This is a genomic window from Emcibacter sp. SYSU 3D8 (genome assembly GCF_039655875.1).
In the GTDB taxonomy this organism is placed as follows: Bacteria; Pseudomonadota; Alphaproteobacteria; order SMXS01; family SMXS01; genus RI-34.
In genome coordinates this window covers 918,242-935,688 of the sequence record NZ_JBBYXK010000001.1, presented here as the reverse complement: position 1 = coordinate 935,688, position 17,447 = coordinate 918,242, and the positions used below count along the sequence as shown (strand labels likewise).

The 17,447-nt window shown below is 65.0% G+C and carries 19 protein-coding genes; 8 read left to right on the top strand and 11 right to left on the bottom strand.

Translation table 11 applies throughout. The annotated features are described in order from the left end of the window. Positions 1-33: 33 nt before the first annotated feature. Positions 34-1,047, bottom strand: coding sequence for an esterase-like activity of phytase family protein (locus tag WJU21_RS04445; RefSeq protein WP_346322452.1), 1,014 nt, complete (start codon positions 1,045-1,047; stop codon positions 34-36). Positions 1,048-1,132: 85 nt separating this feature from the next. Between WJU21_RS04445 and WJU21_RS04440 the strand changes: the two genes are divergently transcribed. Then, a complete protein-coding gene (locus WJU21_RS04440) occupies positions 1,133-1,933 on the top strand; it encodes a dienelactone hydrolase family protein (protein WP_346322170.1) in 801 nt (266 codons plus the stop codon). A gap of 6 nt (positions 1,934-1,939) precedes the next feature. Here WJU21_RS04440 and WJU21_RS04435 read toward each other — a convergent pair whose 3' ends face one another. Next, entirely contained in the window at positions 1,940-2,212 is a 273-nt protein-coding gene (locus tag WJU21_RS04435; RefSeq protein WP_346322169.1) for a hypothetical protein, read from the bottom strand. 309 nt (positions 2,213-2,521) lie between these two features. On the opposite strand from WJU21_RS04435, the gene WJU21_RS04430 reads away from it, so the two are divergent. Then, complete coding sequence (locus WJU21_RS04430) at positions 2,522-3,016, top strand: nuclear transport factor 2 family protein (protein WP_346322168.1); 495 nt, start codon at positions 2,522-2,524, stop codon at positions 3,014-3,016. 30 nt (positions 3,017-3,046) lie between these two features. On the opposite strand, the gene cobT is transcribed toward WJU21_RS04430, so the two are convergent. The 3 genes from cobT to WJU21_RS04415 are packed head-to-tail and all read right to left on the bottom strand — an operon-like array spanning position 3,047 to position 6,552. After that, the gene (cobT, locus tag WJU21_RS04425) at positions 3,047-4,906 is read right to left on the bottom strand and encodes a cobaltochelatase subunit CobT (protein ID WP_346322167.1); all 1,860 of its coding nucleotides are present in this window, start codon (positions 4,904-4,906) and stop codon (positions 3,047-3,049) included. 9 nt (positions 4,907-4,915) lie between these two features. Next, positions 4,916-5,932 carry a cobaltochelatase subunit CobS gene (gene cobS / locus WJU21_RS04420; protein ID WP_346322166.1) on the bottom strand — a complete coding sequence of 339 codons (1,017 nt, stop codon included), beginning with the start codon at positions 5,930-5,932 and terminating at the stop codon, positions 4,916-4,918. Continuing rightward, complete coding sequence (locus WJU21_RS04415) at positions 5,929-6,552, bottom strand: J domain-containing protein (RefSeq protein ID WP_346322165.1); 624 nt, start codon at positions 6,550-6,552, stop codon at positions 5,929-5,931. The genes cobS and WJU21_RS04415 overlap by 4 nt, the downstream gene beginning before the upstream one ends. A gap of 50 nt (positions 6,553-6,602) precedes the next feature. On the opposite strand from WJU21_RS04415, the gene WJU21_RS04410 reads away from it, so the two are divergent. Beyond that, positions 6,603-6,887, top strand: coding sequence for a BolA family protein (locus WJU21_RS04410; RefSeq protein ID WP_346322164.1), 285 nt, complete (start codon positions 6,603-6,605; stop codon positions 6,885-6,887). On the opposite strand, the gene WJU21_RS04405 is transcribed toward WJU21_RS04410, so the two are convergent. From WJU21_RS04405 to WJU21_RS04385, 5 genes are all read right to left on the bottom strand, one after another. After that, on the bottom strand, positions 6,888-7,259 hold the full coding sequence (locus WJU21_RS04405; RefSeq protein ID WP_346322163.1) for a DUF962 domain-containing protein: 372 nt from the start codon (positions 7,257-7,259) through the stop codon (positions 6,888-6,890). 140 nt (positions 7,260-7,399) lie between these two features. Beyond that, positions 7,400-8,281 (bottom strand): AEC family transporter, encoded by an 882-nt coding sequence (locus WJU21_RS04400; RefSeq protein ID WP_346322162.1) that lies wholly within the window; start codon positions 8,279-8,281, stop codon positions 7,400-7,402. Between the two features lie 10 nt (positions 8,282-8,291). Continuing rightward, entirely contained in the window at positions 8,292-9,575 is a 1,284-nt protein-coding gene (locus tag WJU21_RS04395; RefSeq protein WP_346322161.1) for an HlyC/CorC family transporter, read from the bottom strand. A 5-nt stretch (positions 9,576-9,580) separates the two neighbouring features. Then, positions 9,581-10,696, bottom strand: coding sequence for a 3-dehydroquinate synthase (aroB, locus tag WJU21_RS04390; protein WP_346322160.1), 1,116 nt, complete (start codon positions 10,694-10,696; stop codon positions 9,581-9,583). 2 nt (positions 10,697-10,698) lie between these two features. Then, a complete protein-coding gene (locus tag WJU21_RS04385) occupies positions 10,699-11,268 on the bottom strand; it encodes a shikimate kinase (protein WP_346322159.1) in 570 nt (189 codons plus the stop codon). 87 nt (positions 11,269-11,355) lie between these two features. Here WJU21_RS04385 and WJU21_RS04380 point away from each other — a divergent pair, with 87 nt between their 5' ends. From WJU21_RS04380 to WJU21_RS04365, 4 genes are all read left to right on the top strand, one after another. After that, positions 11,356-11,502 (top strand): hypothetical protein, encoded by a 147-nt coding sequence (locus WJU21_RS04380; protein WP_346322158.1) that lies wholly within the window; start codon positions 11,356-11,358, stop codon positions 11,500-11,502. Positions 11,503-11,530: 28 nt separating this feature from the next. Beyond that, positions 11,531-13,441: a hypothetical protein gene (locus tag WJU21_RS04375; RefSeq protein WP_346322157.1), complete on the top strand. Its 1,911-nt coding sequence runs from the start codon at positions 11,531-11,533 to the stop codon at positions 13,439-13,441. Positions 13,442-13,454: 13 nt separating this feature from the next. Beyond that, positions 13,455-14,381 (top strand): site-specific tyrosine recombinase XerD, encoded by a 927-nt coding sequence (xerD, locus tag WJU21_RS04370; RefSeq protein WP_346322156.1) that lies wholly within the window; start codon positions 13,455-13,457, stop codon positions 14,379-14,381. Positions 14,382-14,520: 139 nt separating this feature from the next. Continuing rightward, complete coding sequence (locus WJU21_RS04365; protein ID WP_346322155.1) at positions 14,521-15,498, top strand: CoA ester lyase; 978 nt, start codon at positions 14,521-14,523, stop codon at positions 15,496-15,498. Positions 15,499-15,632: 134 nt separating this feature from the next. Here the strand turns inward: WJU21_RS04365 and WJU21_RS04360 are convergent, their stop codons facing one another. Further along, positions 15,633-16,277 carry a DsbA family oxidoreductase gene (locus WJU21_RS04360; RefSeq protein WP_346322154.1) on the bottom strand — a complete coding sequence of 215 codons (645 nt, stop codon included), beginning with the start codon at positions 16,275-16,277 and terminating at the stop codon, positions 15,633-15,635. A gap of 213 nt (positions 16,278-16,490) precedes the next feature. On the opposite strand from WJU21_RS04360, the gene WJU21_RS04355 reads away from it, so the two are divergent. Then, entirely contained in the window at positions 16,491-17,447 is a 957-nt protein-coding gene (locus WJU21_RS04355; protein ID WP_346322153.1) for an acetyl-CoA carboxylase carboxyltransferase subunit alpha, read from the top strand.

The following is a 17,447-nucleotide window of genomic DNA, read 5'->3' as shown; positions in this document are numbered from 1 at the left end:
GCGAACGCGGGCCCCGATTTCGTTCAGGCGCCCCTAATGGCCGGTTGCCGCCTCGGGCTCCAGCCGGAATACCAGCAGCACGGTGCGCTGCAGGCGTGAGAAGTTGTCGTCCGAAATCAGATAGACGATGGTCTCGCCCTTCTCGTTCTGACGCACCGCCAGGCCCTCCATGTTGTCGATGGGCTGGGGCGGTTGCAACTCGGCCACCGTCCGGCACTCCAGTCTGGCGCCGGGCTTGATGGTGGCGCCGGATATGACGCACAGCCGCGCGCCCAATCCCCCCAGCATGCTGAACCGGCGTTCCAGCACCAGCATGTCGCCGTCGGGCAGTTGCTTGGCGTCGGTCACGTCATAGGGCTCGGTGCGTTTGTACTCGAACGGCGCCCAGTTCTGATCCCGCACCAGCCAGCCGCGGTTATAGCCCGGTTCCGCCTGATAGCTTTCGGTCAGGGCGAACAATGTGCCATCCGCCATCAGGGCCAAGGCTTCGAGGCCGGCATTGTTCGGCGCGTGCGCCAGATCGGGCGGCGAGGGCAGGGTTTCCGGCGGCGCGCGCCTGAGCGAGGTGATGTCGGCGGGATCCGGCGCGGTATAGCGCACGATCCTGTGGTGGCGCTCAAACGACACATATACCGTGCCGGTGGCACTTGTGGCCATGCCCTCGGAATCCTGATCGCTCTCGGCCAGCGTCTGGCCCTGGGCGTCGGGCATGTCGATCAGCGCGTTGGCGCCGATCGCCTCGGGGATGCCGTCCTTGAGCTTCAGGCTCGCCGTCCACCACGTGCCGCGGTCGCTGGCAGTCAGCAGCCGGCTGCCGTCGGGGCTGATGTCCAGGCTCGAAAATCCGCCGAACAACCAGTGCTTGGACCACAGCCGGACGCCGTTCAGCCAGGTCAGCCGGCCCACCCGTGTTTCGGCCATGTTGTCCGGGTTGAGAATGAGCTGCTCGACCAGAACCTCGGGCTTTCTTGTCCTGGCTTCCTTGGCGGCGGCGGGGGCGGCGGCGCATGCCGCAGCCACGGCTGCACCCAGGATCAGGTGTCGCATCGGGATCAAGGGAATGTCTCGTTTGTGGCCTGTACCAAGCGGCGGCTATTATGGGGCGGCTGGGGGAAAAGGGAAGGAGCTTCAAATGGGATCAGACCAGTTGGACGGCCGGCCGAGCCGCCGCGACCTGCTGAAGACCGCGGCGGCTTTGCCGCTTGCCGCGGTGCTCGCCAATCCCGCGCTGGCCGGGATGGCTGCCGCGACAACCGCCCAGCAGACACTAAAGACCCATGTGCTGGGCAAGCAGGTGACGGCGAGTCTCGCTGTCCCGGCTGTGACGCCCGCGCCGGCCTTGATCGTGATTCACGAGTTCTGGGGGCTGAACGACTACATCAGGTCCATGGCCGTGGAGTTCTCCAAGCTAGGCTTCCTGGCCTTGGCCATCGATCTCTACGGCGGGAAGGTGGGCAGCACCCAGAAAGAGGCCAGCGGCTATATGAGCCAGGTGAAGCCCGATGAGGCGACAGACACGCTGGTGAGCTGGGCCCGCTGGCTGGCGGCGCACAAGCAGTCCACCGGGCGTGTCGGATCCGTCGGCTGGTGCTTCGGGGGCGGCTGGTCCATGGAAACCGGTATCGAGGCCGGCACCGACGCGACCGTTGTCTATTATGGCAAGGTGGACCAGCCGGTCGAGCGGCTGAAGAAACTGCGCGGGCCGATACTGGGGCATTTCGCCAGCCGGGATGCCTTCATCAACCCGGCCATGGTGAACGGTTTCGAGACCAACATGACGGCGGCGGGCAAGGACGCGATTGTGTACCGCTATGAGGCCGACCACGCTTTCGCCAACCCCACCTCGGCGCGCTATGACGAGGCGGATGCCAGGCTGGCCTGGGAGCGCACCACGTCGTTTCTCGGCGAGGTGCTGTTCGCCCCGAAGGGCTAGGCGATGCTAGGGAAGCCGCGTGGCCGGCGAACAGGTAGCCGGTTTCTCGTCATCGGCGCCATGCCGGCACACCACCACCCGGCCGTCGTCGCGGTTATAGAACCAGGCGACGCTGGGCAGGGCGGGATCGCCTGTGGTGTTCATGCCGACGGGGATCCAGCCGCCTGAAAACGCCAGCGCGGCGCCAGACGAACCTGGCGATTGGGCATTGCCCGGTGTCCACAGCATCGCCGCGCCGATGGCAACGGCCAGCGCCAGCCCTGCGCCTGCAAGTTTCAAGTGCCTGTGCCCCATATTTCATCCTCCGAAGGTTGAACGGGGACCATAGCGCGAATTGCCTGCACGGGCGAGGCGGCCCACTGGGCCGGCGCGGGTGCGCGCCATCGGCGCTTGCCGATCTTCAGACCCGGCGATAGTCTCGAAAAATCCAGAACCGTTGGGCCGGTGGGGAGTAAAATCCCGGGATTTTATTCTCATTGGAATGTTGTCCGAGGGTTGGATTGATGTCGGTGGCAAAATGAGCCGCATTATAAGTGTGTTCTTGGGGGCCGTTGTTGGGCAACGGGCTTATTTTTTTGGGAGGAAACCATGCGTATCAAATATCTGGCTGTCGTTCTGTGTGTGCTGTCCATCGGCATTACTCCGGGAGTAGCAAGTGCCGAAGAGCCGCCTGCGCCGGTGTCGGCCGATTCCGTCAGCAAGGCGACCGAGGCATTCTACGCCGCGCTGAACCAGATGTTCGTCGGCGAGCTCGCCCCGATGGAGGCCGTGTGGTCCCACAAGGACGACGTGGTCTATGTCGGTCCCTCGGGCGGCATGCACACCGGCTGGGCCAATATCCTGCCGATCTGGAAGGAACAGGCCGACCTGAAGCTTGGTGGTGAAATCAAGATCAAGAATATGCATGTCATCAATGGCGAGGACATTGCCGTAGTCACGAACTACGAGGTTGGCGAGAACACGATCAATGGCGAAGTCCAGAAGGTCGAGCTGCGCGCCACCAACATTTTCCGCAAGGAAGACGGCGAGTGGAAAATGATCGGCCACCACACCGATCTGCTGCCCTGGCTGGTCAAGAAATAGGTCGATGGCCTGGGCCGGCTGAATGCCGGCTCAGGCCGCCGCCCGGCGCTTGGCCTTGTCCCTGGGACGCTTGCCGTCTTCCTCGAACAACGAGGCGAGCTGGTCGGTCATCGCGCCGCCCAGCTGCTCGGCGTCGGTGATGGTGACGGCGCGTTTGTAATATCGGGTCACGTCGTGGCCGATGCCGATGGCGATCAGCTCCACCGGCGACTTGGTCTCGATCCAGTTCACCACATGGCGCAGATGCTGCTCCAGATAGTTGGCCGGATTGGCCGACAGGGTGCAGTCGTCGACTGGCGCACCGTCCGAGATCACCATCAGCACACGGCGATTTTCCGAGCGGGCGACCAGACGGTTGTGCGCCCACAGCAGCGCCTCGCCATCGATATTTTCCTTCAGCAGGCCTTCCTTGAGCATCAGGCCCAGATTCTTGCGTGCCCGTCGCCACGGCGCGTCGGCGCTCTTGTAGACCACGTGGCGCAGATCGTTGAGCCGTCCCGGATTGGCGGGCTTGCCGTTCGCCAGCCATTTCTCGCGTGACTGGCCGCCCTTCCAGGCGCGGGTGGTGAAGCCCAGGATCTCGACCTTGACGTGGCAGCGCTCCAGTGTGCGTGCCAGGATGTCGGCGCAGATCGCTGCGATGGTGATCGGCCGGCCACGCATGGAGCCCGAATTGTCGAGCAGCAGCGTCACCACCGTATCGCGGAAATCGGTGTCCTTCTCCCGCTTGAACGACAACGGGTAATACGGGTCGATGATGATGCGGGTGAGCCGGGACGTATCGAGCATGCCTTCCTCGATATCGAACTCCCACGACCGATTCTGTTGCGCCATCAGCCGGCGTTGCAGCCGGTTGGCCAGCTTGGCGACGGCGCCCTGCAACGCGTCGAGCTGGCGGTCCAGCTGGGTGCGCAGGCGGTGCAGCTCCTCGGGATCGGCCAGTTCCTCGGCGGCGATGACCTCGTCGAATTCCTCGGTAAAGGTGGTGTAGGCGCGGTCGCGCTTGTCATTGCGGCCGTGTTCGGGACGATAGGGCGCCTCGCCCTGGTTTTCCTGGTCGCCCTGCTCGCCGTCGGTCTGCTGTTCGGACTCGATGGTGACCGTTTCCAGCGACTCATCGTCGGTCAGCTGCTCGCGCATCTCGACGTCGGACACGGACTTGCCGTCGGGGCTCGAATCCTCGGAGTTGTCGCCCTCTCCGTCCTTCTGCATCTGCTGGGACTCGGTTTGCTCCTCGCCCTCGGCATCCTGTTCCCGATCTTCGCCAAGCTCGTCGCCCAGGTCCAGATCGGCGATGATCTGACGGGTGATGCGGGCGAACCGCTTCTGGTCCTCGAACGAACCGTCAAGCTCGTCCAGGTCCTTGCCTGCCTTGACCTCGATCATGGCACGCAGCAGGTCGACCATCTCGCGCGCACCTTCGGGCGGCGTTGCGCCGGTCAGCCGCTCGCGCACCATGAAGCCGACCACGTCCGCAAGCGGCACGTCGTCAGTAGTCCTGATCTGGTCATAGCCCTTGATCCGCGAACGCTCGACCAGCGCCGCCTCGAGGTTCATGGCGACGCCGTCCATGGTCTTGGCGCCGATCGCCTCGATGCGCGCCTGTTCCGCGGCATCGAAAATGGCGCGCGCCGTGCCGCCCACAGGCAGCAGGGTCGAGTGCACGTCGCGGTCATGGTGTTTGATACGCAGGGCGAGGGCGTCGGCCGCGCCGCGCACCAGTGCTGCGTCACGCGCAGTCAGGTCGCGCGACGGCGTGGGCAGGCGGCCGGGACCGGGACTATTCTGGGCGCTGAAGGTCAGCTCCAGCTCGCGGTCCTCGGAAATCGCCCGCGCCGCGCCGACAACGGCCCGCTTGAACGGTTCTACGGGGCTTTCTGGAGCGGCCATTGGGTCCCCTTAGGCGTTGACCACCTTCTTGGCCGCGCCGGCGGCCTGGGCCACGGCGGACTCGGGCAGTTCGACGCCGAACACCCGTTGGTAGTACTCGGCGACCAGCGGGCGCTCCAGCTCGTCGCATTTGTTAAGGAAGCTGACGCGGAACGAGAAGGCGAGATCCTTGAAAATCTCGTCGTTCTGCGCCCAGGTGATCACCGTCCGCGGCGACATGACCGTCGACAGGTCGCCGGCCATGAAGCCGGCGCGGGTCAGATCGGCGATACGCACCATGCGGTTGATGACATCGCGGCCTTCGGCGGTGTTGTAGGCGGGCGACTTGGCCAGCACGATGCCGACCTCGGCCTCGTGGGACAGATAATTCAGCGTGGCGACGATGTTCCAGCGGTCCATCTGGCCCTGGTTGATCTGCTGCGTGCCGTGATAGAGGCCTGTCGTATCGCCGAGGCCGATCGTATTGGTGGTCGAGAACAGGCGGAACGACGGGTGCGGATGGATCACCTTGTTCTGGTCGAGCAGCGTCAGGCGGCCTTCGACCTCCAGCACGCGCTGGATCACGAACATCACATCCGGGCGGCCGGCGTCGTATTCGTCGAACACCAGCGCCACCGGGTTCTGGATCGCCCAGGGCAGGATGCCCTCGCGAAACTCGGTGATCTGCTTGCCGTCCTTCAGGACGATGGCGTCCTTGCCGATCAGGTCGATACGGCTGATGTGGCTGTCGAGGTTGACGCGCACGCACGGCCAGTTGAGGCGCGCCGCGACCTGCTCGATATGGGTCGATTTGCCGGTGCCGTGATAGCCCTGGATCATCACCCGGCGATTGAACGAGAAACCGGCCAGGATGACCCTGGTCGTGTCATGGTCGAACAGATAGGCGTCGTCCAGTGGCGGTACATATTCGTTGCCGCTCGAGAACGCCGGCACGACCATGTCACTGTCCAGGCCGAAGACTTCTCGAACCGAAACCTTGGTGTCCGGCAATCCATTGTGTCCGGGCATATTATTTTCCGACGTCATCGACCTTCTTCCACACTGTCCTTGTACAGGCCGCTGTCCATGAGGTGGGAATAGGCCTGTATCACGTTTCGGAGACGCTCTTCGATGGCGCGGCTAGGCTTTTGCGCCGGCCCCGTGGCGTCCGGATGGTATCGCTTGACCAACTGCTTAAAGCGTTTCTTGATGTCTTGCAACGACGCTGTCTCCGGCAGTTCCAGCGCCGCCAGCGCCTGCCGGTCCCGTTGCTTCAGCCGCGATCTGGTGGCGACGCGTTCGGGTTCGTGCAGTGTGCGGGCGCCGGGATCCGGGTCGCCCATGAAATCCGCAACCGCCTCTTTCGCGGCCCAGAACGGCCAGGCGCTGCGGTCGCCGCCGCGCCCGCCCAGCGGCCATGTGGGGCGTTCCCATGTGGCCGTCGAGCGCAGCATGGTCTCGAACTCGGCGTCCTTCATGCCCGCGAAATAGTCCCACGAGCGGTTGTACTCGCGGACATGGCCCAGACAGAACCAGTAATAGTCCTCCAGCCGGTCCCGGCCCTTCGGCGCGCGGTGCCCGCCATGCTCGTCGCAGCCGGGCCATTCGCAGACTCGGCTGTCGCTCGCGCCATGGGAAGCGCCGCTATGGGGATGCGCATTGTCCATCACCGGATTATGGTGGCGACCAACCGGGATGGAAAGGGCAAGGCAAAAGAATGAGCGTAGCGGCACGTATCAGGACGAAGCTGACCGAGGCGCTGGCGCCATCGGCGCTGGAAGTCATCGACGAATCCCACAAGCACAAGGGCCATATGGGTGCGCGCCCGGAGGGCGAAACCCATTTCCATGTCGCGGTCACATCGGAGAAATTCGCGGGCATGATGCGCGTCGCCCGCCAGCGTCTGGTTTACAATATCCTGGCCGACGAACTGGCCGGCCCGGTACATGCCCTGTCGCTGGAGACGATTGCGCCGGGAGACCCGAAGCGAAGCGCTTCCTGATCAGTGGCGTGTCTGGTTCTTGGTGCGCGCCCACACAAAGCGTTCGACGATCGGCCGGTCAAGGCCCATGCGCTTCATCTCGGCGGGCAGGCGTCCGGTGACCAGAAGAATGCACATATGGACATCGCCGACGGCGCTCCACAGCGGGTTCTTGGCAATGGTGGGGTGATTGCCTTCGATCAGGTAATGGCTCGAAAAGGCAATGCTCAGGGCGATCAGGATTCCGGCCGGGGCCAGCAAGGGTTCGCCGAGACCAATCGCGCCAAAGACTCCGATGGCCCCCACCGTGGATGCGATCAGGTGAATCCGCTGAGTCCAGGTCCCACGATGCGCGGCCAGGTAAATGGGCCAGAAGTCTTGATAGCGTCCCATTGAATGTTCCTCGTTTAGGATTGGGCCGGCTACGACTCCCCTGCGCGCCGAGTGGTGATGTTAACGGGCAGATTGCGGAAGGGATACCTAAATCGAGATTTTGTACGATTTCGTACAATAAAGTATTGGCGTCCGGCGATTTACAGCCGCAGAGCGTAGGTCATCAACAGGGGCATGGTGGCGAATGAAATTGCCGTGGACAGGATCACCGTTCCCGCGACTTCCTCGGCGTGATCGCCGTATCGGGCGGCGAACAGGTAGTTGAATACTGCAGGCGGCATGCTGCACATGATGATCACCACGCCGGCAACAGCGCCCGTAAGCGAGAATGCCCAGATCAGCCCGGCGCCGGTGGTGAAGCCGATGCCAAGCCGCAGCAGCGAAACGATCATGCTGTTGCGCAGGCTGACGACCTTCAGCCGGGCAAGCGATACGCCCAGGGTAATCAGCATCATCGGAATCGATATGTCGCCAAGCAGCTTGGTGGTGTTGTAGAGCCAGTCCGGCAGCGGGATGCCGCCGCCGAGGAAGAGCAGCGAGGCGGCCGAGGCGTAGATGACGGGCGACTTCAGCATCTGGCGCAGCGAGAAGCGGCCCGATGCAATCCACGGCGCCAGCGTGAACTGGGACGTGGCGGCCACGATGAAGAAGCCGATGCCCAGGCCGATCCCGACGTCGCCGAATGCGAAGAGGCAGAGCGCGAGGCCCATATTGCCATTGTTGGGAAACATGATCGGGCCCACCGAGGCGGTCAGCGGCAGCTTCAGCATCCTGGCCGCCGCATAGCCGGTGATCGCGAAAATGACGATGGACAACGCCGCCAGCCCGGCGATCGTGGCGAAGGTCGACACCGGTTCCGTCAGCGATGCGACCCTGCTGAAGATCAGGCAGGGCGAGGTGACGTTGGTCAGCAACACCGTGACCAGCATGGTGTCGAACGGCTGCTCCATTCTGGCCCAGACGAAACCCAAAGCGGCGATCAGGAAGACCGGCGCAATGATGGAAAAGACTTCGGCTAGCATGCGCGATCGGTCATAGGGGATCGACCGGTACGCTCGGGGGCGCGGTGATGCGGAGCAGGGTCAACTGGTTACGGCGTTTCTGCAGCACTTCGAACTTGAAGCCGCCGAACTTGAACAGCTGGCCCGCCTCGGGAATGGTCTGCGCCTCGTGGATGACGTAGCCGGCAATGGTTGTCGCATGCTCGTCCGACAGGTCCCAGTCCATGGCCCGGTTCAGGTCGCGGATGGTGGTCGTGCCGTCGACGATCAGCCTGCCATCCGCCTGCGGCCGGATGCCGCTCCGCGTCACGTCGTGTTCGTCGGCGATGTCGCCGACGATTTCCTCCAGGATGTCCTCGAGGGTCACGAGTCCCTGGAGCACGCTGTATTCGTCGATCACCAGCGCAAAGTGAGAACGGCGGTCGCGGAAGGCGTTGAGCTGCTCGCGCAGTGAGGTGGTCTCGGGCACGTACCAGGGCGACAGCATCGTGGCCTGGATCTGCTCCATGGTGAGCTTGCCGTGCTGGCTGATCAGCGCGCGCAGCAGCGCCTTGGCGTGCAGAACGCCGATGATGTTCTCGGGATTGTCTTGCCACACCGGAATGCGGGTATAGGGGCTCGCCACCACGTCCTCGACAATGGCCTCAGCGCCGATGGCCGCGTCGATCATCTTCATGTTGCGGCGGTGGACCATCACCTCCGACACTGCCAGTTCATCGAGGTCCAGGATGCTGCCCAGCATGTCGCGGTGGGTCTTGATGATTTGGCTGCGGTCCTGTTGATCGATAGCGCCGCGAACCACGTCGTGAACCGAAAACACCGGCTGGCTGGCCGCAATGCGAAGGCCGAACAGACGCAACGCGCCGCGCATGAGTTTCTGACAGAACGCGGTAACGGGCGACAGCAGTCCGACCACCATTTCCATGGACGGCGCAAGCTTGAGTGCGGCACGGTCCGCATCCCGGACGACCAGCGTCTTGGGGGCAACCTCGGCCAGCAGGATCACCAGCACCGCGACCAGCGGCGCGGCGACCAGCAGCGCATAGGGTCCCCAGAAGCTGGCGAACAGGCCGGTAGCCAGCGCCGTCGCCATGATGATCACCAGCGTGTCGCCCAGCAGGATGGCGCCGGCGAGCCCCTCATTGTTCCGCTGCAGCCGCTCGACGCACTGGGCGCGGGCATCGCCGTCGCGCGCGAGCTTCTGCATGCGGCGGCGAGAGGCCGCGTAGAGCGCGGTTTCGGCGGCGGAAAAATAGGCGGATATCGCCAACAGGACGATGATGGCCAGCACGGTGATGAATGCGGCCGCGGACATGCTGGTCAGGCGGCCTGCAGGGCGTCGTTCAGCATGTCCTCGACGGCGCCGGACTCGACGTCGCTGGTCAGGAACGCGTCGCCAATGCCGCGCGCCAGCACGAAGGTGATTCGGCCATCCTTGACCTTCTTGTCCTGGGCCATGTGCGCGATCAGGGTCTGGGCGTCCATGGTTGTGCCGGGAATGTCGCCGGGAGAGGCGGGCAGGCCGAGCCGGCGCAGATGGCTGCGGATGAGGCCGGGCGCCTGCCGGTCGCACAGGCCGAGCCGCGCCGACAACTCGAAGGCCAGCACCATGCCGATGGCGACGCCTTCGCCGTGGAGCAGCCGGTCCGAATAGCCGGTTTCGGCCTCGAGCGCGTGGCCGAAGGTATGGCCCAGGTTCAGCAGCGCCCGGTCGCCGGTCTCGAATTCGTCAGCCGCCACCACCAGGGCCTTGGCCCGGCAACTGGTGGCGATGGCGTAGGCGCGGGCGTCGGCGTCGCCGTCCATCACGTCGGCGCCGTGCTGCTCAAGCCAGTCGAAGAAGGCCACGTCGCGGATCAGCCCGTACTTCAGCACCTCGGCATAGCCCGCGCCCAGTTCGCGGCGGGGCAGGGTGTCGAGCACGCCGGTGTCGGCCAGCACCAGGCTGGGCTGGTGGAAGGTGCCGACCAGATTCTTGCCATGGCGCGTATTGATGCCGGTTTTGCCGCCCACCGAGCTATCCACCTGCGACAGCAGGGTTGTTGGCACCTGAATGAAGCCGATGCCGCGCCGCAGGATGCTGGCGGCAAATCCGGTAAGATCGCCAATCACGCCGCCGCCCAGCGCAATGACCTTGTCGCGCCGCTCAAGCCGGGCATCCAGCATGGCGCCGATCAGCCCTTCCAGGTGCGCGAAGCTCTTGGTCTTCTCGCCTGCGGGCAGGACATGGACGCCGGACTCGATGCCAGTGGTGTCCAGCGCCTCGCGCAGCGTGTCGAGATGCAGCGCGGCCACGTTCTCGTCGGTGACGATGAAGGTCCGGGGGCGCTGCAGGAAGGGGGCGATCAGATCGCCCGCGGCGCGCACCAGACCGGTGCCGACAACAATGTCATACGACCTGTCGCCAAGGCCGACAGTAACGCTTTCGTGGATCATGATTACGCGGCCCGACGTTTCTTGAGCGCCTCGACGACGGCCTCGACCACCGTTTCGTGGGGACCGTCGCGACTCTCCACATGGATGTCGGCCTCTGCATAGAACGGATTCCGCTTCTCCGCCAGATCGCGGAGGATCGCTTCCGGGTCTCCGGTCGACAGCAGCGGCCGCGTGTCCCGCTTGCTGACCCGGGCGACCAGCGTCTTGATGTCGGCTTTCAGCCAGACCGAAACACCCGATTCCTTCACCCGCCGTCGCGTCTCGGCGTCCATGAACGCGCCGCCGCCCGTCGCGACCACCTGTGGCGGCCCTGCCATCAGCCGGCAGATCACGCGCCGCTCACCCTCGCGGAACGCCGCCTCGCCATAGCACTCGAAGATATCCTTGATCGAACAGCCGGCGGCCTTTTCGATTTCGGAGTCGGCATCGATGAAGGAAACGCCCAGACGCTTCGCCAGGCGACGGCCGATCGTGGTCTTGCCAGCCCCCATGAGGCCGACCAGGACGATGGATTTTTCCAGATGAATGGGCGGCGGAACGTCGACCGTGCCCTCGTCGTTAACCTTGTCCATGTGCTTCAATGCATCTCGTTTCAGCGTATGTTATATGCATTCGCTCTGAAAATCAGCCTTACAGGCAACAAAGGGAGAGAGCCGCTCTTGAACAAGATTCGCACCCTCGTCATCGCGCTCGTCATCCTCGTGGTGTTGGCTGGCGCTGGCCTTGCCTTCCTGCAGTTCTGGGATCCGCCGGCACCGTCGGTCGAGGTGGAAAAAGACCTGCCGAATGAAACGCTGCAGAAGTAGCCGGGGTCCGATGCGCCGGTATGGTTTGGTGGCCGCGGCCCTGTTCGCGGCCACGGGTTCGGCGTGGGCGCAGTTCGATCCCACGATCGAACCCGATCAGCCGGCGCAGCCGGCGCCGCCGTCCGGACCGGCGATCCGTCAGACGCCTCTCGGTTCCGCGCCGCCCGCTGGCGGCGAAGATCTGCGGACGCAGGGCGTCTATCAGCAGGGACTGGACACGCTCGATCCGTCGTCACCCGGCATCCTGAACACGTCCAATGGCGGCTTTCCGGCCAGCATGTGGCGGGGGACCGAACGACCCGCTTTGGTGGCGCTGTTGCCGCGCATGTCCATCGGCAAGGGTTCGCCGGCCATGCGGTCGCTGGCGGAACGGTTGCTGCTGAGCCAGGCACAGGTGCCGGAGGGCGACACCAGGAACGTCTATGACGTGTTCCAGGCCCGAATCGATCGGCTCTCGGCCGCCGGCTATGGCGCAGAGATCGCCGATCTGTTCGGCCGCGTTCCCGAAAAGATTGCAGATGCCAGCCTGTCCCGCGCCCGGGTGGATGCGCTGCTGCTGACCGGCGATGCCGATGCCGCCTGCGACGAAGCGCTGAGCGCCAATCAGCGCAGCGAGGAAGCGTCGTGGCTGGAGACAGTCGCTTATTGCAAACTCTTGAAAGACGACGCGGATGGCGCCGCCTTCGCCGCTGACATGCTGCGCGAGACCGGTGCCGGCGACGCGGACTTCTTCGCCTTGCTGGGCTGGCTTGCCCTGCCGGAAGACGCAAGGAGCGACAGACCCGAACTGGCGAACGACCAGCCGCTGACACCCCTTGGCCTTGTGATGCGCAAGGCGACAGGCAGCGACATCGAGTCATCGACCCTCGAGGCGGCAAGCCCGGTGGTACTGGTTACCGTGGCCAACGACACGGAGCTTGCGCCGGACCTCAGGCTTGAAGCGGCCGAACGCGCCGCCCGCGCCGGGGCCATCGGGGCCAGAGACCTGGCAGCCGCCTATGCGGGAATGACACTTGAGGCGCCCGACCTGGCGGATCCGGTCGCCGCGGCGGCAGGCCAGCCCGGAGGCCGCGGCAACGCGCTGCTTTACCAGGCTGCCATGCAGGCGACCGATCCGGTGGCGAAACTGAGCATCCTGCAGGCGGCATGGGCCAGGGCAAGGGCCGACGGCACCTATCTGCTGGCCGCGCGCGTCAATGCCGAGGCGACCAAGTCGCTGTTGCCAGCCCCTGTTCCGCCCGAACCCGAACCCGGCCTGGCACTGGCTGACCAGGCTGCCGATTCGCTTGCCGACGGCGCACCCATTTCGCTGGTGCCCGACGATGTCCTGCCGGCAATTGTGCCCGAGCCGGAACCCGAGCCGACGCCGCCTCAGCTGCTGGCTGCGGCGCTGGAAATCGCCCGGGCGCAGCTCGTGGCCGGCGATATCGAGGCGGCCCGTGCCTGGTACGCGGCCGTGCAGGATCAGGCCGCCGGCGGCAACCCCAACGCGACCGCAACCCAGATCCAGCTCTGGCCGCTGATGGTGGTCGCCGATGCGGACACCGGGTTCGATGAGCCTGGCTTCGAAGCCTGGTGGCAGGCTCAGTCGTCGCTGGCGGCCGATGACCGGCGCCGGCGCGGCACCGTGCTCATGGCGGTGCTGGAAGGCCTTGGTCAGCCGGCGCCAGCGGCATTCTGGGGCAGCCTCTACGATGGCGCTGCCGCCGTCGATGGCAGGATGCCGCCACTGGCCGTCTGGCGGGGCCTGGATGCCGCCGCAGGGGCAGGACGGCTGGGCGAGACGGTCCTGCTGTCTCTGGTGGTTCTGGGCGATCCCGGCCCGGGCAAGGCAAACCCCGCGGTTCTGGGCGACGTCCTCAGGGCACTGTCCAGTGTCGGTCTCGAGCGGGACGCCCGCGCCATTGCGCTGGAATCGCTTGTCATGTCCGGCTTCTGAGCGGGCGCCCGGGATGGCCAGCGATCCTTACCTGATCGAGTCGTTCCTTGAGATGATGGCAGCCGAGCGGGGCGCGGCGCTCAATACGCTTGAGGCCTATCGCCGCGACCTTTCGGCTTTCAGCGATTTTGCTGCTCGGCGGGGCGGATTGACCGGCGCCGACACCGAAGCGATCCGGGCCTATCTGGCACGGCTCGACGATGCCGGCTTCGCGCCGCGCACCGCCGCCAGACGGTTGTCGGCGCTCAAGCAATTCTTTCGCTTTCTCTACGGCGACGGCATCCGCACCGACGACCCGGCGGTGTCGCTTGAAGGCCCCAAGCGCGGCCGTCCGCTTCCCAAGGTGCTGACCGTTTCCGAAGTCGACAGTCTCATGCAGGCCGCGCAGGCGCGGCTGATGGCCAGCAAGTCGCCGCGCCATGTGCGCCTCGTCGCGTTGCTGGAGGTAATCTATGCAACCGGCCTGCGGGTCTCCGAGCTGGTCAAGCTGCCGGTGTCCTCGGCGCGCGGCGATGCCCGTGTTCTGCTGGTGACCGGCAAAGGGGGGCGCGAGCGGCTGGTGCCGCTGAGCCCGCCATCGAAGACAGCCCTGACCGAATATCTGAAGGTGCGGCCCGTATTTCTGGAACAGGCGGGAGACCGGGGCGGCGCTTATCTGTTTCCCTCGCGCGGCAAGGCGGGACATCTGACCCGTGTCCGCTTCTTCCAGCTGCTCGACGGACTCGCCGTGGAGGCCGGCATCGACCCGCGCCGGGTCAGCCCGCATGTGCTGCGCCATGCATTTGCCAGCCATCTGCTGAACAATGGCGCCGACTTGCGCTCGGTGCAGCAGATGCTGGGGCACGCGGATATCAGCACCACCCAGATCTACACCCATGTGCTGGAAGAGCGCCTGCAGGCCTTGGTCCGCGACGGACATCCCTTGGCGAAAGTCACCTGAACCCATTGGGCTTAGGCCGCGGCGCGCAGGCGGACGACGGGCAGGGTTGAGCGGTCGGCGTGGTCCGTTCGATTGACTCGCCCAGATGCGCTGGATAGCGTGCCTCCAGACTTCAATGGCCCACCCAAAAGAGGCGATCATGGCATTTCTTCCCGTCGAACAGGCTCCGGCCCGCATCAACCGCAGCGAACTGGCCGTCCCCGGCTCCAATTCCCGATTCCTCGAGAAGGCGGCCCAGTCGGATGCCGACGTGGTCTTCCTCGATCTCGAGGACGCCGTGGCGCCGGATGACAAGGAGCGTGCCCGCAAGCTGGTGATCGACGCCATCAACGATCTGGACTGGGGCCGCAAGACCGTCTCGGTGCGCATCAACGCCACCGACACTCACTACATGTACCGCGATGTGGTCGACCTGATGGAAAAGACCGGCGAACGGCTCGACCTGATCATGCTGCCCAAGGTGGACGTGCCCGAGGACGTCTACGCCCTCGACATGATGTGCACCCAGATCGAAACCGCCATGGGCCGCAAGAAGCGGGTCGGCTTCGAGCTGATCATCGAGACCGCCCGCGGCCTGATGAATATCGACGCCATCGCCGGCGCGTCCAAGCGCAACGAATCGCTGCATTTCGGCGTCGCCGACTTCGCCGCCTCCATGAAGATGCGCACCACCCAGATCGGCGGCCCGCACCCCGATTACGTCGTGTTGTCGAACGCGGATGATGCCGGCAATCGCGAGACCTATTGGGGCGACATGTGGCATTACGCCATCGTGCGCATTGTGGTCGCGGCACGCTCGCATGGCCTGCGTCCCATCGACGGTCCGTTCGGCGATTTCTCCGATCCCGACGGCTACCGCGCCCAGGCCAACCGCGCCGGCGTGCTCGGCTGCGAGGGCAAGTGGGCGATTCACCCGTCGCAGGTGGCGCTGGGCAACGAGTTGTTCAGCCCCTCGGAAGGCGAAGTCACCAAGGCCAAGCGCATCCTCGAGGCCATGGTTGTCGCCCAGAAGGAAGGCCGCGGCGCCGTTGCGCTGGACGGCAAGCTGATCGATCTGGCGTCGATCCGCCAGGCCGAGGTTTTGATCGCCACCGTCGAGAAGCTCAAGGCACTGTAAGCCTCGCGCCTCGCAGCAATCCAAAGAACCGCCGCCCCGCTTGTGCGAGGCGGCGGTTTTGTTTTCTGGAAAAATGGTGCTCGGACCCGGCAGCCGGCTCTGCCGGATGCGATCGTTCGGTCAAAGGCGGGCGGTTATTCCGCGGCCTGGATGGCCTGTTCGGCGGCGTGGTCGATCGCGCGCAGCAGCATGTCGGTTTCCTGCGCGCCCACCATCACCAGCCGCTGGTCGATGATGAAACAGGGCACGCCGGTGACGCCCATGCGGCGCGCGACGGCTTCCTCGCGCAGCACCAGCTCCCGGTCGGCGTCGCCGGCCAGCAGCTGGGCCACCACGCCTGCATCCATGCCCGCCGCGCGCGCAACGCCCACCAGCACAGCCGGATCGCCGATGTCGGCACCGTCGATGAAATAGGCGCGGAACAGACCTTCGACGACGGCGTCCTGAACGCCGGCCGTGTGGGCCCAATGATTGAGCCGGTGGGAATCAAGGGTGTTGGGGACGCGCTTCTGTTTCTCGAGCGCGAGTTCCAGGCCTTCTTCGCGAGCATTGGACTGGACAATCTTGTAGACGCCCTTCGCCTGGTCGGAGCTGCCGAACTTGGCCTGCATATAGGCCTTGCGGTCATAACCCTCGTGCGGCGTATCAGGGTTCAGCTGGTAGGGCCGCCACAAGACTTCGAACGAAATGTCCGGGCGCGCTGCGATAGCCTTTTCCAGGCGCCGCTTGCCGATGAAGCACCAGGGGCAGATGGAATCCGATATGACGTCGATTTGCATGTTGTCACCATACGCCCGCTGTCCGGGCCGTGTGAGTCCAAATTAGCCACAACGCAGGTGCGCCTGCGCACCAGGTTGCCCGATCCGGGTTAGCAAGTTGGATCGGTTTCGGGTACAAGACTTGCTCCGGCGCCGGGCCTGCGTCCATCCAAAACGTTCAGGTCTGCGCACCGTTCCTTTGAAACGAACAGTCTTCGAAACGATATCCTCCACATGGAAGCAGTACTCGAATTCGAAAAGCCCATCGCGGAACTTGAAAGCAAGATCCGCGAATTGAAGCGCCTCTCCGACGGCGGCGGGGTGAACGTGGTCGGCGAGGTGGCGCGCCTTGAAGGCAAGCTGGAGCAGTTGCTGCGCCAGACCTACAAGGATCTCAATCCCTGGCAAAAGACCCAGGTCGCGCGCCATCAGCGCCGGCCCCATTGGAGCGACTATCTCGCGGGCCTGTTCACCGATTATACGCCGCTGGCGGGCGATCGCGGCTTCGGTGACGATCAGGCGATCCTGGGCGGCCTGGCGCGGTTCCGCGACGAGGCGGTCATGGTCATCGGCCATGAAAAGGGCAGGGATACGGAAACCCGCCTGAAACACAATTTCGGCATGGCCAGGCCCGAAGGCTATCGCAAGGCGGTGCGCCTGATGGAACTGGCCGACCGGTTCCGGCTGCCCCTGATCACGCTGGTGGATACCGCGGGCGCCTATCCGGGCGTGGGCGCAGAAGAACGGGGCCAGGCCGAGGCTATCGCCCGGTCGACCGAGGCCTGCCTGAACCTGGGCGTGCCGCTGATTTCATGCATCGTGGGCGAGGGCGGCTCCGGCGGCGCGGTTGCGCTGGCGGCCGGCAATCGGGTGCTGATGTTCGAGCATGCGATCTACTCGGTCATTTCGCCGGAAGGCTGCGCATCCATCCTGTGGCGCAGCCCGGATTTTGCCGAGGAGGCCGCAACCGCCCTGAAGCTGACCGCGCAGGACCTCAAGCGGTTGAAGGTGATCGACGACATCGTCGCCGAACCGCTGGGCGGCGCCCACCGGGACGCCGCCAAGGCCATCGACCGGCTTGGCGCGGGCATTGCCGCTGCACTCGACTCGCTTGCCGGCAAGAGTCCTGACGTGCTGCGCGACGAGCGCCGCCGCAAATTCCTGACATTGGGGACCGCTGGTGTGGCGTAA